Source organism: Myxococcus sp. AM010, from assembly GCF_013372585.1.
In the GTDB taxonomy this organism is placed as follows: domain Bacteria; phylum Myxococcota; class Myxococcia; order Myxococcales; family Myxococcaceae; genus Myxococcus; species Myxococcus vastator.
The window spans coordinates 24,929-42,958 of sequence record NZ_JABXEO010000061.1 but is presented as its reverse complement, the minus strand read 5'-3'; the positions used below and the strand labels follow the sequence as shown (position 1 = coordinate 42,958).

Below are 18,030 nucleotides of genomic sequence, written 5' to 3'. Positions count from 1 at the left end.
CGGGATGGACGTAACAGGACAAGGAACGAACGAGCCGCCAGAAGGGTCTATCGCCCTCCGGGGCCATGCACCGTGGGACACAGTCTTCCGGGCGGGGGCGTCCATCCGCGGACACCCCCACCTCCCTGGAAGACAGCGGCTACTCCTGCTCGTCCTGCTTCGTGAGGCCCCAGTCCTTCAGCCGCTTGAAGAGGGTGGAGCGGGCCACGCCCAGCTCGCGGGCCACGCGCTCGCGGTTGTTGTTGTACCGCCGCAGCGCCGCCTCGACGATTTGTCGCTCCAGCTTCTCCAGCATCTGCTCCAGCGTCATCCCCGGCGGCAGCTCCGGCACGGCGATGCCCGTCTCGCGGTTCAGCTCCTGGTCGAAGGAGATGTCCCCCGCGTCGATGAGGGGCCCCTTGCGCAGCAGCAGCGCGCGGTGCACCACGTTGCGCAGCTCGCGGATGTTGCCCGGCCACGCGTGGTGCTGGAGCCGCTCCAGGGCCGCGGGCGTGAAGCGCACGGACTGGCCACGCGGGGCGTAGGTGCGCACGAAGTGCTCCGCCAGCGCGCCCAGGTCCGCCTTGCGGCTGCGCAGCGGCGGCAGGTGCAGGGGGATGACGCAGAGCCGGTAGTACAGGTCCTCGCGGAAGCGGCCCTCGCGCGCCGCCGCCAGCAAGTCCCTGTTGGTGGCGGCCACCACGCGAACGTCCACCGTCTGCGGACGGCTGGCGCCCACGCGCTTGATTTCGCCGCCTTCCAGCGCGCGCAGCAGCTTGGCCTGCAAGTCCAGCGGCAGCTCGCCAATCTCATCCAGGAAGAGCGTGCCGCCGTCGGCCTCTTCGAAGGCGCCCTTGCGCGCGCCCAGGGCGCCGGTGAAGGCGCCCTTCTCATGGCCGAAGAGCTCGCTCTCGATGAGCTCCTTGGAGATGGCCGCGCAGTTGACGGGCACCAGCGGCCGGTTCGCCCGCTGCGAGCAGGCGTGGATGGCGCGGGCCACCAGCTCCTTGCCGGTGCCGGACTCGCCCAGAATCGTCACCGCCGCGGAGGACGGGGCCACCCGCTCAATCAGCTCCGCCAGCTGCCGCACGGATGGATCGCCGCCGATGATGCCGTGGAAGGCCGTGGGCTCCTTGCGCGAGGTGGGCGCGGCGGGCTCCAGCACCAGCTCCGTCTCACCCACGCGCAGCACGGTGGGCAGCGGGACCTCCGCCTCGAAGATGCGCGCCGGGCCCAGCCACGTCCCGTTGGTGGAGCGCAAGTCCACGACGTGGAAGACGCCGTCGCGGCGGGTCACCTTCAGGTGCCGGCTGGATGCGAAGCGGTCCTGGAGCACCAGGTCGCAGCTGGCGTCCTTGCCCGCCGTGAAGCCGTCACCCGTGAAGCGGTGGACGGACTCGTTGAGGCCCTGCTTCACCCGCACCTGCGCGGGCTGCCAGCGTGGGGCCTGCGCGTCGCGGGACTGGACGGACGTCGTGTGGCCGACCTCGGTGGTGACGTCCGCGCCCTCGCTGCCGCCGCTGATGCGGAACACCGCGCGCCACTGGCCCAGCGCCAGGTCCGCGCCGTCCGGCAGCTCGCCGTGGGTGATGGACTGGCCGGCGACGGTGGTGCCCTTGCCGGACAAGTCCTCCACCCGGCAGCGCTCGCCGTCCCACAGCAGGGCTACCTGGAGGCGGCTCACCTCGGGGTCGGGAATGGCGACGTCGCTCTGCTCGCCGCGACCAAGCACCAGCCGTGCCCGGTCCACCCCCACCCGCAACACCTCCTCGCCACGACGAAAGAACACCAGCTCCGGCATCCCAGCCCTCTGTGCAGTCCAGCCCGTGAGCGCTTTACACGCCCTGGCGTTCCGCTTTCAACCCCGCGCCCCGGCAGGCACGCCAAGGAGGCGGTCGTCAGCGCCGCGGGAGGAACGTCGGCCGGTTGAGGAAGCCGCCGAGCCGTGCGGCGCGGAAGCTGGGGTCCTTCTTGTCCGGCGGGAGGATGGTGACGCCAGCGCCCACCAGGCCCAGCCGCTTCTGGAACTCCGGGTCCAGCTTGATATTCACATCCATGCCGGGCTCGCTGTACTCCAGCCGCTTGCCCAGCTTCAGCGTTCCGGTGGCCAGGGCCTCCAGCTCGTTGCTCTTCAGGCGCAGCGACTCCACCGTGCCCAGGCCCTTGACGAACTGGATGCGTCCGGTGAGCGCGCCCAGGTCGATTTGCGGCAGGTCCATGGGCACCGCCGTGCCGCCGCCCATGGGGATGGCCACCTTGCCGCCCTTGATGACCATGTTCCGGGTGTCCAGCGTCAGCTCGCCGTCGGCCTGGGACAGGTCCGCCTGCGCGCCGCTCTTGGGCATCGTCAGCGACAGGGCTGCGTTCAGTTCGCCGTCCAGGTCCAGGCCGGTGAAGGCCGGCAGGTTGCCGCCGGAGGCCTGGAGCCCGTCCGCCGTCACCTTGACGCGCGTGTCACCCAGCAGTCCCACGGAGGCGCTCAGCGTGCCGCCCATGACGCTGGCGCGCATCGCGACGCCCGGCGGGAAGAGGGCGGGGCGCAGCGCCACGCTCTCCAGCACCAGCGGCTCGCCCAGCTCCGCGGCGCCCAGCATGCCTTCGCCCTGCGCGAGCGACGCCACCGTGTCCGCGCTCAGCGGCTGGGGCGGCTTGCTCACGCGCACGTTGGTGGCGGTGATGCCCGCCAGGCCGGGCCGCAGCGAGCCGATGCGCACCGCGAGCCCCGCCTGGGCCGCTTCGCTGACCAGCCGCTTGCGGATGGCGTCGTATGGGAAGGTGATGAGCAGGCCCACGACGAAGGCCACCACCGCGAACGCGGCGTAGCCGAGGAGAATCTTCCAGCGGGCGGCTTTGGAGTCAGAGGACATGGGTCAGGGCTTCATCCGGTAGGTGGCGACAGTGGTCCACGCCGTCAGCGTGTCCGACGCGGGCCGCGGCTCGATGCGCAACAGCTTCACCTTCACCACGCCTGGACCGCTCTCCACCGTCTGCAGGAAGTCGGTCAGCTTGCGCAGGTCCACGTCCGTGAAGGTCAGCTCCACGGCGCTCTCCACGATTTTTCCGTCGCCGATGCCCACCTCGCCCTTGGGCGTCATGTTGGGCACCTGGAGACCGGCCAGCGTCGCCTTGTCCTCGATGTAGCTGATGAGCTGCACGTTGTTGGACGTGAGCTGCTGCTCCACCGACTGACGGTTGGCCTGCGCCTCGCGGAAGCTGGCGGCCAGCGTGTTCACCTCCTGCAGCTTGGTCAGCTTCTCCTCGGTGCGCTTGCGGTACCCGGACGCGCTGTTCGTGAACGTCATCACCACGGCGAACAGGACGAACACCAGCACCGCCGCGCCGGCGATGGACACCATGCGGCGCTCGCGCTCGCTGAGCCGCTCGAACCACGTCTGGATGGGGGCGAAGACTTCCTGAAGCTTGGCCATGGTCAGCTCTCTCCTCCCTGCTCACCAGGGCATTGCACCTGCACGTCCAGGCGGAAGGACATCTTGCTGCCGTCCCGGGTCTTCTCCACCTTGCCCTGCCGGACGTCCTTGAAGCAGTCGTGGCCCTTGATGGCGTTGGACAGCGTGTCTATCTGCTTCGAGGAGTCCGTTTCGCCCTCGAGGATGACGCGGCCCAGGTCAATCTGGATGCGGGTGAACTTCACCGGCATGTCGTCCGGCACGCGCCCCGTCACCTCCGCCAGGAGGTTGACCGCCGTCAGCCGGGGCAGCGCCGCCGCCGGGCTCTCCACGCCCGCGAGCATGTTGAGCGCGCGGTTGTAGTCCTTCTCGCACCGGCCCAGGATTCGCTGGGTGGTGTCACACAGCACGGCGTCCACCTGCGCCTCGCGCCGCGCCAGCACCGAGTTGCGCACCACGCCGAACGCGATGAGCAGCAGGATGAGCGTGGCCGCGAAGGACGCCAGGAGTCCCAGCTTGTCCTTCACGTAGTCGAAGTCGCCCTTGAAGGCGAACTCGCCCCGGCGGAGGTTGAAGCGCGGCGCGCGCACGCCCGCCGCGTTGCCGCGCAGGGCCAGCGAGTACGCCTGGGCCGCCACGGGCTGCTCCGCCTCGGGAATCGGCTTTGCGTCCGCGGGCAGCGCCAGCACCCGCACCGGCAGGTTCAAGTCCCGGGAGAGCTGCTCGGCGAGGCCCGGCAGCTTCGCCGTGCCGCCGCACAGCACCACCGCGCCCACCTGCTGACGGCTGCGGGCCGTGAAGGCCTTGAGGGTGGGGCGCAGCTCGCGCAGCAGCGGCTGCAGGCCGCGCACGAAGGCCGCCGCCGCGCGCTCCGCGTCCGGGCCCTGGGCCGCGCTGGCCACCGCGCCGTGCTGCTCCTTCCAGTGGTGCGCCTCCGCCAGCGACGTCTGGAACTCCGTCGCCAGCGCCTTGCTCAAGTCCTTGCCGCCACCGGAGAAGGTGCGCGCGAACTGGACGCCCTCCCCGGGCTTGCCCACCGACACGGTGGTGCGCTCATGGCCGATGTCCACCACCGCCACCGCGCCGCCTTCACCCGTGCCCTGGAAGAGGCCCGGGTGCTGCTGGAACAGGTTCTGGTAGGCCAGGCCCGGGTGCGTGACGATGCGCGGGTCCACCTTCAGCTCGGCCAGCAGCGCCAGCAGCGCCGTCAGCTCCTCCTTGCGCACCACGCCCACCAGCAGGTCGCTGGCCTTGTCCTTGCCTTCGCCGTCCTTCAAACCCACGACCTGGTAGTCGTAGACGACGTCGGAGATGTCGAAGGGCAGCTGGCTGCCGATTTCGAAGGGCAGCGTCGCCTCGACGCGCCGGGCGTCGGAGAAGGGCAGGCTCAGCGCGTGCGTGGTGAGCGCGGGGCCGGGCAGGGCGACGACAATCTGGTCCACGTTGCCCGGCGGGAGCTGGCCCAGCAGCTCCTGCACGGCGGCTCGCAGCGTGTCGGCGCGCTCGCCCTCCTGGGCACGCCGGACCTCGGCGAACCCATGGGTGGTGTGCGTCTTCGTCTTCGCCTCCAGCACCACGCCCTTCACGGCGTGACTGCCGAGGTCCAGGCCAAGGATACGGGCCATGCTATTCCTCTCTCCAATACAGGAGCCGGCCCAGGGTGTCGTCGAGCCGGATGACGGCGGTCAGCGTCTTCTGCACGCTGCCCGCTTCTCCCACAGATTTGATGGTGAAGGTCTGACTCTTGTCGCCCACGAGCCGGTTGCCCGCGACGTTGGACTTCACGGCCGGGTCCACCAGGATGCCCGCCGCTTCCACCACCGCGACGAAGTCCTGCACGGACATCCCGAAGAAGCTGAACATGCGCGCGGCGCGCACCCGTTCGATGAGCTCGTTGAGGAACACCGGATCTCTCAGGCGCGGGTCCGGCCGCGTCTGGTCCGCCACCGACATGATGGCCAGCCCCATCATCACCGGGTCATCGGTGTTGATGTTGGGCCGGCGGTTGATGTCCGGAAAGACGGTGAGGCGGTCCCGGAACGCCGACATGAACTGGTCGTTGACGCCGTGGACCCGGTACAGCTCGTCCACGCTGTCGAAGCGCGCGTTCTTGGGCTGATAGCTGGGTTCATAACGGCTGTAGGACGCGCCTTCATCCGAGAACCCGCCCGGCAGCGGATTCACCGGGTCCACCGGGTTGAAGGCCGAGCCTGTCCGGTCGTCGTCCGCCCAGTCCTTGAGGGCCAGGAGGACGTCCTGGGGCGTGCTGCGCACGTTGTTGGCGTCATCCCGCTCCCAGAGGAACTCGAAGCGCGGGTCCGCCATCATGTCCATGAGCCGCAGCGCCGTGGGCCGCGCGTCGCCGGCGCCCGCGATGAGGCGGTGGACGTTGAGCTTCTCTTCCTCGTCGGTGATGGTGGCCAGGAAGCAGCCCTCGAAGCCGCCGAACGAGCGCATGGTCATCTCCGAGGCCACCTCGCGCGCCGCCGGGTCCGCGTCCTCGTCATCCAGCTTGAAGTTGTCGTCCTGCTCGGGCTCCAGCGCGGACAGCTCTCCGCCGCCCGCGCCGTCGTTCTTCACCAGCCCGCGGAGCATGTGGCAGTCCACGCGCGCCATCTTGAAGAGCTGGATGTTGAGCGAGGAGGGCTGCACCTGCCCGGCCTGCGGCGTGCCGCCAATGCCCAGCTGCCCCAGGATGGCCGCCGGGTTGGGGATGGGCGTCTGGTCCACCTGCTTCTGGAAGCGCAGCAGCAGCCGCGACAGGGAGATGCCCGAGCGCGCCAGATAGTAGGCGCGCACTTCGTCCCGCTGGTTGGCCGCCAGCTGCAGGTCCACCCGGCTGTTGTAGGCGAAGTCGGTGGCAATCACCGTCAGGATGGCGATGGAGACGATGGCGATGATGAGCGCCACGCCGCGCGAGCGCCGCTCACGCCGAGCCGGGCGGGGCAGGGGCCTTTGTCGCCGCCGGGGCGGCCGCTGGAAGAAGGGCAGGGGCATGGCTCAGTACCTCGGCAGCTCCGTGTTGAGCATGATTCGGGCCTGGGTGACGTAACGGGCCTCCTTGCCGGTTTCGTCCACCGCCGTCAGCGTCACGCGCACCCGGGTGGGAAGAATCGCCTTGCGCTCGGTGCGCCGCGTGTCCCACTCGTCGTCCCACTCCTTCTTCTCCGAATCCCAGTAGGCGAACTCCAGCTCCTTCACGCCTTCGAAGAGCACGTCCACGTGGCCGCCCTGCTCCATGCGCTCGTCGATGTTCGGGTTGACGCGCCGCTTGAGGTCCTGCCGGCCGCGGGCCTCCCGGTCCTCCGACGCCTCCACGAAGTACTCGACGATGGCCTGGTCGGACTCCTTCACGTCCGTGTAGAGGCGCTGGTGCGCGAAGGTGGTGAGCAGCAGCTTGCCACGCTCCCCCACGAAGTTGGTGGGCCGGTCGTTCTGGTCCCGGAAGCGGGTGGAGTCGTAGCGGTCGCTCACGTAGGCCGAGCCAATCTCGCGCGCCATGCGGTTCATGGCCACGCGGACCTGCCGGTAGCGGTCCGCGTCCACCTCCACCGTCTCCTTCGCCGTCAGGCCCGTCTGGAAGGCCATGGCCACCACCGTGCCCATGAGGGCGGTGATGGCGACGGCCACCATGACCTCCATCAACGTGAACCCGCGCATGCGACGCCGCATCATTGCACCCCCCGGGGGCCGCCCGGCATCAGCGGGTTGCTGCCCATGTTGCCGCCGCGGCGGCCCAGGTCCTGCTGGGCGTCACCCAGGCGGCGCAGCGGCTGCCGCGTCGCCGGGTCCAGCATGATGCCGTTGGGGCCGGGGATGGGGTTGGCCACGGGCCGCCCGTCCTGCGTCACCCACTGGTTGTCGGAGCCTCCGCCCTGGGCCGCGGCGGCGCCGCCGTTGCGGTCCGAGCCCGGCCCGAGCGACACGACGTGCGTCACCAGGTCGATGCTCTCCACCTGCGTGCCTTCCTGCCAGTAGACGGTGAGATGCACCTCGCGGACCGTCTGGGTGATCTGCTCCACCATCTGCGTGAACATGGGCTGGGCCATGCCCATGGCCGCGCCGCCCATGCCGCCCAGGCCCGCGGCCTGGGGCCCGCCGGAGGACGCGCCGTCCGTGCCGCCGGCGGCGCCTCCGAAGAGGCCCGCCAGTCCGGACAGCGGGTCATCACCGCCGCCGCTGTCGCCAATGGGCAGGTTGAAGATGGCGCCAATGAGCTGGTCCGGCGTCACGCCGTCCGTCTTGGGCGCGATGATGCGCGCGCGCCACTTGAACTGGTTCCAGCCTTCATCGGAGAAGTCCCCGGACTCCTCCTGGTCGTCCAGGCTGAAGCCGTCGTCGTAGAGGTCCTGCTCCAGGTCCGTCATCTTCGACCGGGCCAGCAGCGACGCCACGGTGAGGCGCTTGGTGTAGACGTGGTTGGACACCGCGCCCGCGTTGAGGTCGAAGATGGCCATCAGCGCCAGCCCGAGGATGGCGAGCGCCACCACCACCTCCAGCAGCGTGAAGCCCTGAGCGCGCTTCATCGCGGCACCTCCAGCGCCTCGGCGACAATCTGCACCTTGCCGGTGAGCGGTGACACGTCCAGCGTCCAGACGTTGTCTCCCTGCTGCACGTAGACGTAGGCCTTCTCCGTGTAGCCCTGCGGGAAGAAGTAGAGGTACGCCACGCCGTTCTCCACCGGCTGACGCTGGTTGCGCGTCCACACGGAGACCTTGACGTCCGCGGGCAGCTCCCGCGCGGGGACCTCTTCGGACGTGTAGGAGGAGAAGCGGGCCGCGTTCTCCACGCGCAGCTGCTCACCCTCCAGCAGTTCCTGCGCGCTGGGGGCGTTCGTCCCGCTGCCGCCGCCCAGGTAGTTGCGCCGCTCGTCACGGCCGCTGCCGCTGCCCCGGTTGCGCGCGGCGCGCTCGCGCTCGCTGTTCTCCGCGCGCAGCGTCTCGTCGCGGTCTCTCGCGGTGGTGACGGCGCCCTCCGCGCATTCAGCGTGATAGCGCGTGGCCTGCTCGCTCTTGGGGTCGGGAATCTCGAAGACGAGCCGGCACGTCTGCCCGCGCAGCGCCGCGGAGTCATAGAGCGAGCGGATGAGGCCCGCCAGCTCGCCCGCGCTGCCCTTGGCCTTGGCGCCGGTGATGGAGCCAATGCCCATCACCGCCGCGGAGAACAGCATCGCGACGATGATGATGGCGATGGAGATTTCGATGAGCGTCAGGCCACGCTGGTGGCGGTGGCTCCGCTTCGTCATGGCTCCCCCCAACCGGCGGCCAGCACACCGCCACTGCTCAGGTCCGCGTCAGGCCCCGTTCCGCCCGGCTTGCCGTCCGCGCCGTAGGAGATGACGGCGCCCGTGGAGCCGTCCATCCAGTACACGTAAGGGTGGCCCCAGGGGTCCTCCGGCACGCGGTCCAGGAGCCGGGCCTGGATGAGCGGGGTGAAGCCTTCGGTCTTGGTGGGGAAGCGGCCCATCAGCCGGTGGTGGGACTTGAACATGCCCTCCAGCTTGCGGATGTCCGTGCGCGCCCGGCGCTGGCTTGCGTCCAGCGTCCGGTCCTCCGTCACATAGACGAGCGTGAAGGCGAGCCCCGTGGCCGCCACGAAGACGAACGCGAGGAGCATCCGCCCCAGGAGCCGGCGGCGGTCCGGCCCCTCGTGCGAGGGCGTCGGGGATGGAATGGCGTCGTGCTCTTTCATGCCCAAGCCCTGTCAACGCGTGGCGCGCGCGACTTGTTCGTTACTTGTTCGCGGTGGCCGTGTCCGCGGACGAGATGTCCGCGTCGCTGCCCTCACCGCCGGAGGCGCCGTCCGCGCCGTAGGAGATGATGACCGGCTTGCCGCCCTCGTTGATGTAGACGTAGTCGTTGTTCCAGGGGTCCTTGGGCATCTGCTCCAGCGCCTGCACCTCCACCAGCGCCTGCAGGCCGGAGGCCGTGTCCGGGTACTTCCCCTTCTTCGTGTAGTAGAGCTTCATCGCGCCCTGGATGTTCTTGATGTCCAGCGCGGCGCGGTCTCTACGGGCCGCCTCCAGCTGCGGGATGACGGCCACGCCCACCGCCGCGGCGATGAGCCCGAGGATGGTGATGACCACCATGATTTCGATGAGCGTCATGCCGCGGTTGCGGCGCTGCTTCTTCTGCTGCTTCTGGCTCTGGCGCATGTCTGCTCTCCATCCCGGGTGACTTTCTGGCAGTCCACCCTGGTGTCGTCGTGTCTTCTTGTCAGGGCGTCCGGGCGCTGTCCGCCGCCCCGGCGGGCGGGCGCGGCTGCTGGGGACCATACAGCCGGGCCCCCACGGTCAGCAGCGCCGCCGCCATGGCGACCATGGCCGCCAGGGTGACGCGTTGAATCCAACGGTCCGCCATGTCGTTCATCATTCCGCCACACCTCACCGGATGGCCGAGTTCACCTGCAGAATCGGCATCAGGATGGAGAGCGCGACGAATGCAATCACCGCGCCCATCACCACGATGAGGAGGGGCTCCAGCAGCGAGGTGAGGGCGCTGATGCGCACGTTCACCTGCGTCTCGTAGTTGTCCGCCACGCTGGTGAGCATCTCCTCCAGCTGGCCGGAGCGCTCGCCAATGGCGACCATGTGGTACACCAGCGGGGGGAACTCCCCGGAGCGCTTCAGCGGGTTGGCGATGCTCTCGCCCTCGCGGATGGAGTCGCGGGCCTTCTCCACGACCTCCGCCAGGACGGTGTTCGTCATGATGGCCTTGACGATGTCCATGGCCGCCAGCAGCGGGACGCCGCTCTTGAGCAGCGTGGACAGCGTGCGGGCGAAGCGGGAGATGGACAGCAGGCGCACCAGGTTGCCCACCACGGGGGCCTTGAGCGTGAAGCGGTCCCACTTGGGCTTGCCCGTCGGGCTCTGCGTCCAGCGCATGAAGAGGACCACGCCCAGCGCCATGCCCGGCAGCAGGATGAACCACCAGCTCTGGAAGAAGTTGCTGGAGGCGATGAGGAAGCGCGTGCTCAGGGGCAGCGTGGCCTTCATCGTCTCGAAGATCTTCGTCACCTTCGGCACCACGAAGACCATGAGGGCCACGAGGATGCCGCCGCCCACCACCATCATGATGGCGGGGTAGAGCATGGTGCTGAGGATCTTCTGCTGCAGGCGGGCCTGGTTCTCCGTGAAGTCCGCCAGGCGCGTGAGCACCGCGTCCAGCGCGCCGGAGGCCTCGCCCGCGCGCACCATGTTCACGTAGATGCTGGGGAAGATTTTCGGGTGCTGGCCCATGGCGTCCGCCAGGGACGAGCCTTCATTGACGCGCTGCTTGATGTCGGAGAGGGCGCGCTTGAAGCGCTCCTTCTCCACCTGGTCCACCAGCGCGCTGAGCGACTCCACCAGCGTGACGCCCGCGCCCAGCAGCGTGGACAGCTGGCGGGTGAAGATGGCTACGTCGTCGGTGTTGACGCGCCCCCGGCCCAGCTTGCGCAGGTCGATGTCGCGCGCCACCAGCGCCGCGTTGGTGCCCTTGGACACGGCGGCCCGGCTGCCTTCGGCCTGGGCCAGCACGTCCGTGAGGAAGATGCCGTCGGCGCGCAGCTTGGACCGCAGCGTCTTGGGTGAGTCCGCCTCGAGCAGGCCCTTGATCTGCTTGCCCGCGGAATTGAGACCTCTGTACTCGAAGACCGGCATGGTTCAGGAACCCCGGCCCCTCCCAGGGAGGAGCTGTCGGCTACATGTCCTCCTGGGTGATGCTGAGCACCTCGGCGATGGTCGTCTCGCCCAGGGCGATCTTCCGCGCGCCGTCATCCAGCAGCGTCGTCATGCCCTTGGACGTGGCGGACCGCTTGATGGTGGAGGCGTCCACGTTCTTCAGCACCAGTTGGCGCACGTCGTCATCCACGGGGAGGAACTCGTAGATGCCGGTTCGCCCGCGGTAGCCGTTGCGGTTGCAGGAGGGACAACCCGTGGCCTTGAAGATGCGTTCCACGCCGTAGCGCTGCTTGAAGGAGGCCACTGAATGGCCCAGCTCCTTCAGCTCCGCGTCCGTGGGCTCGTGGGGCACGCGGCAGTCCGGGCACACGCGGCGCACCAGCCGCTGGGCCAGGATGCCGGTGAGCGAGGACGCCACGAGGAAGGGCTCCACGCCCATGTCCACCAGCCGCGTCACGGCGCCCGCGGCGTCGTTGGTGTGCACCGTGGACAGCACCAGGTGGCCCGTCAGCGACGCCTGGATGGCGATCTCCGCCGTCTCCTTGTCGCGAATCTCGCCGACCATGATGACGTCCGGGTCCTGGCGGAGGAAGGAGCGCAGCCCCTGGGCGAACGTCAATCCAATCTTCGGGCTGATGGCCATCTGGCCAATGCCCTTGAGCTGGTATTCGACCGGGTCCTCGACGGTGAGGATGTTGAGGTCGGGCGTGTTGATCTTGGACAGCGCGCCGTAGAGCGTCGTCGTCTTGCCGGAGCCGGTGGGGCCCGTCACCAGGACGATGCCGTGCGAGCGCTTGATGACGGCTTCCATCGACTCGAGCGTCTTCTGGCTCATGCCGATCTCCGCCAGGTCCAGCAGCGTCGCCGTCTTGTCCAGCAGACGCATGACGATGCGCTCGCCGAAGGACGTGGGGATGGTGGACAGGCGGATGTCGATGTCGCGGCCGGCCAGCTTGATGCGGATGCGGCCGTCCTGCGGCAGGCGCTTCTCCGCGATGTTGAGCTGCCCCATGACCTTCACGCGGCTGACGATGGCGTTCTGGTAGCGCTTGGGCGGCTTGATGACCTCCTGCAGCACACCGTCCACGCGGAAGCGCACCAGCAGCTCGCGCTCCATCGGCTCGATGTGGATGTCGCTGGCGCGCTCCTTGGCGGCGCGGAACAGCACGGAGTTCACCAGCCGGATGACGGGCGCCTCGTCGTCCTCGTCGAGCAGGTCCTTGGGCTCGTCCAGCTCATGGGCGATGGCGTCCAGGTCCTGCGTTTCCATCTCGTCCACGAGCTGCTCCGTCTCATTGACGGAGCGGTCGTAGACGCTGTTGATGGCGTCGGTGATGGTGGAGCCCAGCGCGATGCGCTGGCTGACGCTCTGGCCCAGCAGCACGCGCACGTGGTCCAGCGCCGCGGTGTCCAGCGGGTCGGCCACCGCCACCGCCACCGTGTCCCCCTCCAGGGACAGCGGGAGGATGCGCGACTGCTTGGCGAAGTTGATGGGGATGCGCTTGACCAGCTCCGCGTCCACCTCTTCGGCGAAGATGCGCGCCAGGTAGGGCAAGTCCAGCTGGTGCCCCAGGGCCTTGGCCACGTCCTCCTCGGAGACCGCCTTCATCCCCACCAGGGCCTCGCCAATGCGCTGCCCCTTCTCGTCCTGGACGGCGAGCGCCTCCTGGAGCTTCTCCGCGGTGAGCGAGGGGACGATGGCGCGCAGGATCTCCCCCAGTGGGCGGCCACACAGGTAGGCCTGTCCGTGCGCCACGAGCTGCGTGGCGTCGTTGCGCGGGGAAGCCGCGCCGCTGGAGGCGGCGCTGGTGAGGATGGGGTCGGCGGTCGGGTTCATGGCGTCTATTCCCCCGCCTCCGGCTGGATGCGCAGGCTTTCGGCGTCTCCCGCCTCGGGGACCGGGATGGCCTCGGGCGGGGGCTGCTCGAAGTTCTGCGGGGCGGGCACTGGTTCTTCCGAACCATCCGGAGGCGGGATGCCTTCCCGCACCGCCGGTTCACCTTCCTCCGCCGGGGCAACAGGCGCCTGCCGCTGCGTGGAGGGCACGGCTCCCGGGCTGCTGCCCGGGGGAGGGGTCGGGGCGATGATGCGCTCGCCGGATACACCCGGACCGCCGTTCTCCGCGCGCTGCTCCTCCTGCGTCACCTTCTGGCCCATGCGCGACAGCGGACCGGGCTTGCGGGTGAAGTCCACCGCCACGTCGTAGCCGGGCACCTGGCCATAGAACTGCTCCACGAACTGCTGCCGCTCCTTCATCTTGCGCTCGAAGATGACGCGGAAGTCCTCCGGCCCCCGGATGATGTAGGGCGTCAGGAAGAGCAGCAGGTTCGTCTTCGTCTTGCGGCGCGTCGTGTCGCGGAACAGGTGGCCCAGGAGCGGGATGTCTCCCAACAGCGGCACCTTGGACACGCTCTCCAGGGTGCGGTCCTGCATGATGCCGCCAATCACCAGCGTCTCCTGGTCGCGCGCGATGACGGTCGTCTTCGCGCTGCGGCGGGACGTCGTGGGGCCGAGCACCGGGTCGGTGGAGGCGATCTCCTCCGTCTGCTGGTTGATGACCAGGCGGATGTAGTCGCTCTCGTTGATCTGCGGCTTCACCGTCAGCTTCAGCTCCACGTTCTGACGGGTGATGGGGGCGTAGAGCGACCCCAGGCCGCCCAGGCCGCCCAGCAGGCCGCCGCCCAGGCCACCCGCGACGCCGCCGGTGCCCACGCCGCCCCCGAGCGAGCCCAGCGAGGACGGGTTGAAGCCGGACTGGAAGGGCACGTTCTGGCCCACCGTGATCTCCGCCTCCTCGTTGTCGCTGGTGAGGATGTGCGGCGTGGAGAGCACGTTCACATCCGAGCTCTGCTGCATGGCGTGCAGCACCACGCCGAAGGCCGGGATGCCCAGCTTCTCCAGCGCGGGGATGACGGGGCCCTGGAGGCCGGCGAGGAAGCCGCCGTAGGACGCCAGGCTGGTGAGCGACAGGGACGGCGGCAGGCCGTTGCCGGAGGTGTTGGTGCCGATGAGGCCGGGCACCGGGCCATTCTCCGTGCTCAGGCTGAAGCCGCTGTGCAGGTTCATGCCGAACCGCGCGTTGCGGTCCAGGTTGACCTCCATGATGACGGCCTCCACGAACACCTGGCGGCGCGGCTTGTCGAGCTGCTGGATGACCTGGACGATGTTCTTGTAGTCCGCCGCGCTGGCGACGATGACCAGCGAGTTGCTGCCCTTGTCGGCCGAAATCTTCACCTCGCCGCTGAACAGCTCCGCCGCCTGCGTCGTGGTCGCGGCGGGCGCGCCCGGCGGGCGGGCCGGCATCGGCATGCGGCCTCGCTGGGGCGTGCCGCCGGTGCCCTGGGCCAGCGACTGGAGCGTGCTGGCCAGCTCCTCCGAGTTGGCGTTCTCCAGGTAGTAGACGTTGATGCGCCCGCCGCCGCTGGTGGGGATGTCAATCTGCCCGACGATGTCCTGGATGCGGTCGAAGGCCGCGGGGCTGGCGACGATGATGAGCTTGTTGGTGCGCTCGTCCGGGATGATCTGCGACAGCGTCACCGGACCGCCCGTAGCGCCCTGGGCCGCCTGCGCCGCCGCCTGGGCCTGGGGGCTGCCGGCAGGCAGGTTGCGCGCGGCGGGCTGGCCGGGGCGGGCGCCCTTGGCCTCGAAGAGGCGCTGCACCGTGTTGGCCACGTCCTGCGCGGAGGCGTACTGCACCTGGATGATGCGCATCTCATCGCTGGCGGCGCGCGTATCCAACTGGTGGATGATGCGCTCCAGGCGGTGGATGTTGGAGCCCACGTCGTTGATGATGATGGTGTCGGGCGGATACGGAATCGTGTCGCCGTCCTTGGACACCAGCTGCTGGAGCACGCCGCGCAGCGGCTCCACCTCCACGTTCTGCACGCGGAACAGCTTGGTCACCATCTGCTCGTTGGTGGTGTACGGCTCACCGTCCTCGATGATGGTCGGGATGGGGTTCTGCTTCGCCGAGCGCTTGTCGACGATCTTCATGAACCGGCCGTACTGGTAGACGGCGAGCCCGTTGGCGTCGAGCGAGGCGAGGAAGGCGGAGTAGAAGGCGTCCGCGTTGACCTCCACCCGGCCATTCTCCGGGCCGATGATGGAGATCTTCCCGCGCACGTTCTCCGGCAGGATGAAGGTGCGGCAGGTGGCGTCCGCGACCGTCTGGACCAGCTTTTCGATCTCCACCTTGTCGAAGTAGATGCCGTAACGGGCATTGCGGCGGGCCTCCTCGCACGTGGGCGTGCGGCGGGGACCCGCGTTGGCTTCACCGGCGTTGGTGGAGCCAGGGCCTTGAGGGGAAATCGTCCGCTCTCCGGCGGAGCCAGAGGGCGGTGAGCGGCGCTGGGCCTGCGCGGGAACGGCGAGCGCGAGGCACAGGCAAAGCATCCAGGACGGGAGCGTCTTCATGGAGGAGCGGGCGCTGCGGAGGTGATTAACGGACGTTGTACGACTTGCGGATCGGCGCACCGTTGCGCTCGATTTCGATCTCGATGCGGGCTGCGTCTTTCATCTTCGAATAGACCTCCAGCGCCTTCTCCGGGCTGTTGAGGTCGAATCCGTTGATGCGACGGATGACGTCGCCATTCTGGACGCCAATCTTGGAGTAGATGGAGTCCGGACGGATGGAGAAGAGCTTGAAGCCCACCGCCTGACCGTCCTTGAACGCGGGCACGATGCGCGCCTGCATGGCGACGCTGTTGAGGTTGTTGAGCGTCTTGTCGATTTCCGCGCGCGGAACCTCGTACTCATTCTCGCTGGTGGCGCGGATGCCACTGCCGTCACCAGGCGGCGCGGTGTTGGCCTGGGCCACCGGAGGCGAGGGCGGCACGAAGGCCCCGTCACCCGGGTTGCCGTCGATGAACTCGCGCCGACCGCCGTTGATGATGATGACGCGCTCGCGCTCGATGGCCTCCACGGTGGCACCCTGCAGGGAGTTGCCCACCATGAAGGTCTGCGAGCGCTGCGTCGTCATGTCCAGGATGGAGGCGAAGGACCAGTCGGGGTTGCTCGCCACCAGCGTGCCGAGCAGCTTCACCCGCAGGCCGCTCTTCACGGGCGCGGCGTTGGGGTCCACCTCCGCGGAAGCGCCGCCGGGCTCCTGAACCTCGGGCTCGGGCTCGGGCAGCCTGATGCCCGTCAGCCGCGACAGACGGTCCAGGTCGAGCATCGCCATGGCCGTCTCGCTGCGGCGCGGCTGTGAAGGCGCGCGAGCGGACGACCCCCCGGTGGGAACGGGGGAGATGGCGGACTCGACGAACAGGTTCACCGTGCTCGCCGCCAGCACTCCGACGAGCAGGATGAACACCAGGTTCACCGTCCAAAAGTATTTTCGAAAGAAGAGTTCCATCACGCTTCCAGGAGAAAGCCGGGCCCTCATTGAGCAAGCCAGGTGCCATCGCGGGCCAGGCGGGCAAGACAGGACCTACGGCCAACTACTTGAAATTATTTCGGAATAGCAGGCGCCCCTGACACGCGCTGCGGCCCCTGAAACCCCGCCGGACAAATTGTCAAAGGCAGGCGGGGGGCGGTGTGACGCCCTGTCAGTCGTCGGTGTCGGTGTCGGGGCCTGGCGGCGCGGCGCCGGGGCCGTCCCCGGTGGACTGCTCGCGCTCCAGCTTGCGGTAGATGGTCCGCGCGGCGATGCCCAGCAGCCGTGCGGCCAGCGTCTTGTCTCCGCGGGTGTGACGGAGCGTCTCGTGGATCACCCGGCGCTCGATTTCCTCCATGGGCGTGCCAATGGGGATGACGAGCTGTCCGGCCGAGCCCAGCGGGCCCTTTCGCACGGCTTCGGGCAGGTCGCTGGCCTCCAGCACCTCGCCGCGCGCCAGCACCACCGCGCGCTCCACCGCGTGCTCCAGCTCGCGCACGTTGCCGGGCCAGGCGTAGTTCTCCAGCACGCCCAGCGCCTCCTGCGAGAAGCCGCGCAGCACCTTGCCATTCTTGGCGGCGAAGCGGCGCAGGAAGGCGTCCGCCAGCAGGGGGATGTCCTCGCGCCGTGAGGCGAGCGCGGGCACGCGAAGCTCCACCACGTTGAGCCGGTAGTAGAGGTCCTCGCGGAAGCGGCCCTCGGCCACCTCCTTCTGCAGGTCCTTGTTGGTGGCGGCGACGAGGCGCACGTCCACCTTCACCGTCTGCGTGCCGCCCAGCCGCTCGATTTCGCCCTCGGCCAGCGCGCGGAGCAGCTTCACCTGGGCGGGCAGCGGCATCTCCCCGACTTCGTCCAGGAAGAGGGTGCCGCCGTGGGCGCGCTCGAAGCGGCCCTCGCGCCGGGCCACCGCGCCGGTGAAGGCGCCGCGCTCCACGCCGAAGAGCTCCGCCTCCAGGATGTTCTCCGGCAGCGCGCCGCAGTTGACGGCGACGAAGGGGCCACGGACCCGCTGGGAGAACTCGTGGACGGAGCGCGCGGCCAGCTCCTTGCCCGTGCCGGACTCCCCCAGCAGCAGCACCGTGGCGGTGGAGGGGGCCGCCTGGCGGATGGTGTCCAGCATGGCGCGGAAGGCGGGGGACTGGCCCACCATGGAGCGCCCGCCCGCCGCGCTCATCTCCGCCAGCTTCGCCTTGAGCGACTGGTTCTCCGCCACCAGCGCCCGCTTCTCCAGCGCCTTCTGGATGGCCTTCACCAGCGCGTGGCGCTTGAGGGGCTTGGTGATGAAGTCGTAGGCGCCGTCCTTCATGGCCGCCACGGCCGTCTCCACCGTGCCGTAGGCCGTCATCAGCACCACCTCCACGTCCGGGCGGATGGCGCGCGCGGCGCGCAGCAGCTCCTGGCCGTCCATGTTGGGCATCATCAGGTCGGTCACCATGGCGGCGACCTCCGGCCGGCGCAGCAGCTCCAGCGCCTCCGTGCCGTTGGCGGCGGCCAGCGTGGCCATGCCCTCGCGCTGGAAGATGCGGACGACCGAGTCGAGGTTCGCGCGGTCGTCGTCGACGACCAGGACCGTGGGGGATGTCATGTTGTGCGCAACCTCCTGCAAGTCG

16 protein-coding genes are annotated in these 18,030 nt (G+C 69.2%); all 16 read right to left on the bottom strand.

The genetic code is table 11. From position 1 onward, the window contains the following. Positions 1–139 precede the first annotated feature (139 nt). The 16 genes from HV826_RS25040 to HV826_RS24965 all read right to left on the bottom strand — a co-directional run bounded on the left by HV826_RS25040 (position 140) and on the right by HV826_RS24965 (position 18,005). Positions 140–1,780: a sigma 54-interacting transcriptional regulator gene (locus HV826_RS25040; protein ID WP_176419497.1), complete on the bottom strand. Its 1,641-nt coding sequence runs from the start codon at positions 1,778–1,780 to the stop codon at positions 140–142. A gap of 97 nt (positions 1,781–1,877) precedes the next feature. Then, the gene (gspN, locus tag HV826_RS25035) at positions 1,878–2,846 is read right to left on the bottom strand and encodes a type II secretion system protein GspN (RefSeq protein WP_176419496.1); all 969 of its coding nucleotides are present in this window, start codon (positions 2,844–2,846) and stop codon (positions 1,878–1,880) included. Positions 2,847–2,849: 3 nt separating this feature from the next. Next, the gene (gene gspM / locus HV826_RS25030) at positions 2,850–3,407 is read right to left on the bottom strand and encodes a type II secretion system protein GspM (protein WP_176419495.1); all 558 of its coding nucleotides are present in this window, start codon (positions 3,405–3,407) and stop codon (positions 2,850–2,852) included. Between the two features lie 2 nt (positions 3,408–3,409). Next, positions 3,410–5,011 (bottom strand): pilus assembly protein PilM, encoded by a 1,602-nt coding sequence (gene pilM, locus HV826_RS25025; RefSeq protein WP_176419494.1) that lies wholly within the window; start codon positions 5,009–5,011, stop codon positions 3,410–3,412. Position 5,012: 1 nt separating this feature from the next. Further along, a complete protein-coding gene (locus HV826_RS25020) occupies positions 5,013–6,383 on the bottom strand; it encodes a general secretion pathway protein GspK (protein ID WP_176419493.1) in 1,371 nt (456 codons plus the stop codon). 3 nt (positions 6,384–6,386) lie between these two features. Further along, entirely contained in the window at positions 6,387–7,058 is a 672-nt protein-coding gene (locus tag HV826_RS25015; RefSeq protein WP_176419511.1) for a type II secretion system protein GspJ, read from the bottom strand. Next, complete coding sequence (locus HV826_RS25010; protein WP_176419492.1) at positions 7,058–7,912, bottom strand: prepilin-type N-terminal cleavage/methylation domain-containing protein; 855 nt, start codon at positions 7,910–7,912, stop codon at positions 7,058–7,060. The genes HV826_RS25015 and HV826_RS25010 overlap by 1 nt, the downstream gene beginning before the upstream one ends. Continuing rightward, positions 7,909–8,631 carry a prepilin-type N-terminal cleavage/methylation domain-containing protein gene (locus HV826_RS25005; protein ID WP_176419491.1) on the bottom strand — a complete coding sequence of 241 codons (723 nt, stop codon included), beginning with the start codon at positions 8,629–8,631 and terminating at the stop codon, positions 7,909–7,911. The genes HV826_RS25010 and HV826_RS25005 overlap by 4 nt, the downstream gene beginning before the upstream one ends. After that, on the bottom strand, positions 8,628–9,077 hold the full coding sequence (locus HV826_RS25000; protein WP_176419490.1) for a type II secretion system protein GspG: 450 nt from the start codon (positions 9,075–9,077) through the stop codon (positions 8,628–8,630). Before HV826_RS25000 ends, HV826_RS25005 begins: the two co-directional genes overlap by 4 nt. A 40-nt stretch (positions 9,078–9,117) precedes the next feature. Next, positions 9,118–9,540 carry a type II secretion system major pseudopilin GspG gene (gene gspG, locus HV826_RS24995; RefSeq protein ID WP_176419489.1) on the bottom strand — a complete coding sequence of 141 codons (423 nt, stop codon included), beginning with the start codon at positions 9,538–9,540 and terminating at the stop codon, positions 9,118–9,120. Positions 9,541–9,601: 61 nt separating this feature from the next. Then, positions 9,602–9,757, bottom strand: coding sequence for a hypothetical protein (locus HV826_RS24990; protein ID WP_176419488.1), 156 nt, complete (start codon positions 9,755–9,757; stop codon positions 9,602–9,604). An 11-nt stretch (positions 9,758–9,768) separates the two neighbouring features. Then, positions 9,769–11,025: a type II secretion system inner membrane protein GspF gene (gene gspF / locus HV826_RS24985; RefSeq protein ID WP_176419487.1), complete on the bottom strand. Its 1,257-nt coding sequence runs from the start codon at positions 11,023–11,025 to the stop codon at positions 9,769–9,771. A gap of 40 nt (positions 11,026–11,065) precedes the next feature. After that, the gene (gspE, locus tag HV826_RS24980) at positions 11,066–12,883 is read right to left on the bottom strand and encodes a type II secretion system ATPase GspE (protein ID WP_176419486.1); all 1,818 of its coding nucleotides are present in this window, start codon (positions 12,881–12,883) and stop codon (positions 11,066–11,068) included. Between the two features lie 5 nt (positions 12,884–12,888). Beyond that, on the bottom strand, positions 12,889–15,459 hold the full coding sequence (gene gspD, locus HV826_RS24975) for a type II secretion system secretin GspD (RefSeq protein WP_176419485.1): 2,571 nt from the start codon (positions 15,457–15,459) through the stop codon (positions 12,889–12,891). A 25-nt stretch (positions 15,460–15,484) separates the two neighbouring features. Beyond that, positions 15,485–16,399, bottom strand: a complete 915-nt coding sequence (gene gspC / locus HV826_RS24970) for a type II secretion system protein GspC (protein WP_176419484.1) — start codon at positions 16,397–16,399, stop codon at positions 15,485–15,487. Positions 16,400–16,592: 193 nt separating this feature from the next. Next, positions 16,593–18,005, bottom strand: a complete 1,413-nt coding sequence (locus HV826_RS24965) for a sigma-54 dependent transcriptional regulator (protein WP_176419483.1) — start codon at positions 18,003–18,005, stop codon at positions 16,593–16,595. Positions 18,006–18,030 lie beyond the last annotated feature (25 nt).

Bases quoted from the DNA above. Each gene is read 5' to 3' on its own strand.
- HV826_RS25040 (WP_176419497.1), bottom strand. From the start codon at position 1,780: ATGCCGGAGCTGGTGTTCTTTCGTCGTGGCGAGGAGGTGTTGCGGGTG.
- gspN (WP_176419496.1), bottom strand. From the start codon at position 2,846: ATGTCCTCTGACTCCAAAGCCGCCCGCTGGAAGATTCTCCTCGGCTAC.
- gspM (WP_176419495.1), bottom strand. From the start codon at position 3,407: ATGGCCAAGCTTCAGGAAGTCTTCGCCCCCATCCAGACGTGGTTCGAG.
- pilM (WP_176419494.1), bottom strand. From the start codon at position 5,011: ATGGCCCGTATCCTTGGCCTGGACCTCGGCAGTCACGCCGTGAAGGGC.
- HV826_RS25020 (WP_176419493.1), bottom strand. From the start codon at position 6,383: ATGCCCCTGCCCTTCTTCCAGCGGCCGCCCCGGCGGCGACAAAGGCCC.
- HV826_RS25015 (WP_176419511.1), bottom strand. From the start codon at position 7,058: ATGCGGCGTCGCATGCGCGGGTTCACGTTGATGGAGGTCATGGTGGCC.
- HV826_RS25010 (WP_176419492.1), bottom strand. From the start codon at position 7,912: ATGAAGCGCGCTCAGGGCTTCACGCTGCTGGAGGTGGTGGTGGCGCTC.
- HV826_RS25005 (WP_176419491.1), bottom strand. From the start codon at position 8,631: ATGACGAAGCGGAGCCACCGCCACCAGCGTGGCCTGACGCTCATCGAA.
- HV826_RS25000 (WP_176419490.1), bottom strand. From the start codon at position 9,077: ATGAAAGAGCACGACGCCATTCCATCCCCGACGCCCTCGCACGAGGGG.
- gspG (WP_176419489.1), bottom strand. From the start codon at position 9,540: ATGCGCCAGAGCCAGAAGCAGCAGAAGAAGCAGCGCCGCAACCGCGGC.
- HV826_RS24990 (WP_176419488.1), bottom strand. From the start codon at position 9,757: ATGATGAACGACATGGCGGACCGTTGGATTCAACGCGTCACCCTGGCG.
- gspF (WP_176419487.1), bottom strand. From the start codon at position 11,025: ATGCCGGTCTTCGAGTACAGAGGTCTCAATTCCGCGGGCAAGCAGATC.
- gspE (WP_176419486.1), bottom strand. From the start codon at position 12,883: ATGAACCCGACCGCCGACCCCATCCTCACCAGCGCCGCCTCCAGCGGC.
- gspD (WP_176419485.1), bottom strand. From the start codon at position 15,459: ATGAAGACGCTCCCGTCCTGGATGCTTTGCCTGTGCCTCGCGCTCGCC.
- gspC (WP_176419484.1), bottom strand. From the start codon at position 16,399: ATGGAACTCTTCTTTCGAAAATACTTTTGGACGGTGAACCTGGTGTTC.
- HV826_RS24965 (WP_176419483.1), bottom strand. From the start codon at position 18,005: ATGACATCCCCCACGGTCCTGGTCGTCGACGACGACCGCGCGAACCTC.